The 2808-nt window shown below is 59.1% G+C and carries 3 protein-coding genes and 1 pseudogene; 2 read left to right on the top strand and 2 right to left on the bottom strand.

Going from position 1 to position 2808, the window contains the following annotated elements; all coding sequences use genetic code 11:
• The coding region (locus tag MKK69_RS22050; RefSeq protein ID WP_243971465.1) for a hypothetical protein at nt 1-286 on the top strand (286 nt) is incomplete at its 5' end.
• 182 nt (nt 287-468) lie between these two features.
• On the opposite strand, the gene MKK69_RS22055 is transcribed toward MKK69_RS22050, so the two are convergent.
• Nucleotides 469-852: a hypothetical protein gene (locus MKK69_RS22055; protein ID WP_243971467.1), complete on the bottom strand. Its 384-nt coding sequence runs from the start codon at nt 850-852 to the stop codon at nt 469-471.
• 380 nt (nt 853-1232) lie between these two features.
• Between MKK69_RS22055 and MKK69_RS22060 the strand changes: the two genes are divergently transcribed.
• The gene (locus MKK69_RS22060) at nt 1233-1448 is read left to right on the top strand and encodes a hypothetical protein (RefSeq protein WP_243971469.1); all 216 of its coding nucleotides are present in this window, start codon (nt 1233-1235) and stop codon (nt 1446-1448) included.
• An 831-nt stretch (nt 1449-2279) separates the two neighbouring features.
• On the opposite strand, the pseudogene MKK69_RS22065 reads toward MKK69_RS22060, so the two are convergent.
• Nucleotides 2280-2447, bottom strand: a pseudogene (locus MKK69_RS22065) (transposase); the annotation flags it as partial.
• Nucleotides 2448-2808: the final 361 nt, after the last annotated feature.

Below are 2808 nucleotides of genomic sequence, written 5' to 3' on the forward strand. Positions count from 1 at the left end.
CATCGTGATGTTAGAGCGCCGCGCCAAGCTTCGTGTAACGTCAACGTTGGAGGGACGCGCGTCGTTCGCGGGCACCCCCGTTCAATCCCCCTGCCTGGTGCTCAACCACAGCTCTAACGGCGCATGCATCCTGTTCGCCGCGGGCATGAAAGTGCCGAACACGTTCGATCTCTCGATCGGCAGGGCCAGCACCGCACTGCCAGTCAAGGTCGTGTGGCGTCGCAATACGACTATGGGCGTTACCTTCCTGATCCCGCGGATCGTGCCAGACGTGATCCCGGGCTGAAGTGGGGCGGTTTGCCACCCTGATCGCCGACAACGTCGTATCTGTCTTCGAGCGCGACCGAGCTGGAGCGCCAGGCGGACAGGGCGAAACTTCGGACCGCGAACTGCGCCCTCAAGCTTTGCGAGGTGAGAGTAAAGGTCTTGGATAATCCCTATCCAATTGGGCCGCTCGATAGATAACACCTAACAACAGGATTGGCCTACTGCATCGACCGGAGGCATCCGGTCGTCTCGCACTGGCCGTGAAGGTGGCCGTTGCTGCTTTCCCGAACCCAAGCCAACCAACCCTTGCCACGTCGGGCACGCGACGGTGCCGCTCTTGGCCGGGTCCGCGGCGATCGTCGCCATGATGCGGCGCAGGGGATCGGTCTCGGTCGGCGGGGCGATGAATGCTGCGTGCAGCCCGGCCGCGAGCCCGTAAAGCGCTGCAATGGCGGTCTGCTGGCGGACCTCTCGGGCGTCGTCCCGGGTCTCCGTCGTCACGGCGGCGGCGAGCGCCATCTGGCGGGCGGTCTCGAAGCCGGCGGTGAAGGCGGCTTGCTCGCTGATGGTAAAGCTGTCCGTCAAAATGATGCAAACCCATCATTCGATGAGTTGCTTAAGCTGTTGATGGCCAACAAGGGTCTGCACCTTCAGACCGAGTGGTATCCATGACCCATCGAACGGAAAATCCCAGCAATTTCTGGGTCGATCTTGAGCATAACGTTTCGTCAAAAGTAGGCGAGGCACTTAACACAGATAATATTCCACATGCATTGCTGATATCATATCTGCGTGATTTGGAGGCCATGGCGCGGAGGGAATGCCATAGCCGACAGACCGTCCAAATCATCGCCTCAGGCCGTCGTGTCCTAGGGGATCGGACGGAGGTTGGACCGAAGGATGGTCCGTTCACGTATGCAGTCGCGTGAGCGCGGGACCGAACCCCAAAAGGGGCAAATCACGCCATGAATGAGCAAGCGTTCGCGATCCTGCTGGCCTCGATCTTCACCTCCGGCTGCGCGGTGATCCAGATAGCCGGACGGCATCCTCAAGCTGTAACGGCAATCCTCCTGCTCCTCGTACTCAGCCTCGGTCCGTTCGTGGGTCTCGTCGCCTTGGCGCAGAGGGGAGAGCCGAGCGTCCACGCCAAGCAGCCTGCGGCCGTTCACAGGCTCCGTTAGATTATGGCTATGCTCGCTTGGGCCGGCATGACCCTGGCCTTCCTGGCGCCCGTACCGCCGATGTACGAGAAGACGGAGGAACCAAGGCGCCCCGCTCTCGGCGCCATAAATTGGCTCGTGTTGTCCCTGTGTGGCGGCATTGCCCTGCTGGCGGCAGCCTCGCCCATTCTCACAGCTCTAAGCGCATCTAGCACATACAACGCATTCCGGGCACGCTGTGAAGTCGTGGGTGGAACCGTTCTCTATGTCTGGCAAGGGTCCCGTCCCTATACCTGTCATCACAGGAAAGCCACATCAGGATGAAGGTGACAATCTTCAGGACACTATCCAAATTTCTCGATGAAAACGTGCATCGATCCCATCAAATGCAGGTGCATATGTCAACGTATCGGTCATAAGATATGTTTTGTGGTAGGCCCAGGAATGCATCGTGCCAGCCGACACCACTCCAACTGCCAAATCAGCATGCGCTTTCATGGCAGCGCTGATCGACTTGCTTGGCGAGATGCCGGAGCCCAACAACTCACGTCGGGCAAAGCTATTCGCCAAACGCCTCGGTGAATTAGAGGCCGAGGCTCGCGAGCACGAAGCCTCTCGAGCAACGATGGCTGCGATCAGGGGCGCGCGCGTGCTGCTGGAACTGGCCGAGTTGCCTCCGCTCCGGCCTGCGGTGCAGCTGGGTACAGAGCGATGACACGCGGGGCACCGGATCATGGCGGTGATTGGACCAGCGAGCCCGCATCGACCAACTTGTACACGCTGGCGACGAACCTGATTTTTTTGCAGCGTCTGCTGGACCGCCGAACCGCAGATGGAACGCTCGTGCAAGGCGAGCCGACGGATCTCCGGCACGCCCATGCCGACGAACTGCTTCTTCCACCGGTAAAACGTCGGCTCGGACACAACCATCTTCCGGCAGACCTCGTCCACCGTCGCACCATTCTCCGCCTGCCGCAGGGCGAAGGCGATCTGTTCGTTCGTGAAGCGTTTGCGAGGCATGGCATCCACCCTCCTTCAGGGTTCAGGATGCCCGAAAAACTTGCGCTCAGCGCGGACCAGTTTGCTGGGTCAGGGTCATGTCGGGAAGCGGACCAGCGGCTTTCGGTCATAATCAGTCATTAAACACCGCACCGTCTGCCATCAAAAATTGTCGCGTTGATCGGCTGGTAGAATCTAATGCAATGCTCCGATCGGCCATTGCTCCAGCAACAATTAATACAGCTTAAAATCTGTTTGACATGCTTATTGCGGCAGTCAGTATATTCGCTGGCATGAAGCTAATTCATACCGAGGCGAATCAATTAAAAGGCGATCCGTGGATACATTTACAACGTGTCACCGCGCCGGCATTTGCCCTCGC

The sequence above is a fragment of the Methylobacterium sp. J-026 genome (genome assembly GCF_022829585.1).
In the GTDB taxonomy this organism is placed as follows: Bacteria; Pseudomonadota; Alphaproteobacteria; order Rhizobiales; family Beijerinckiaceae; genus Methylobacterium.

What these genes read in the sequence shown, in the direction of transcription:
- MKK69_RS22060 (WP_243971469.1), top strand. Translation starts at nt 1,233, where the DNA reads ATGAATGAGCAAGCGTTCGCGATCCTGCTGGCCTCGATCTTCACCTCC.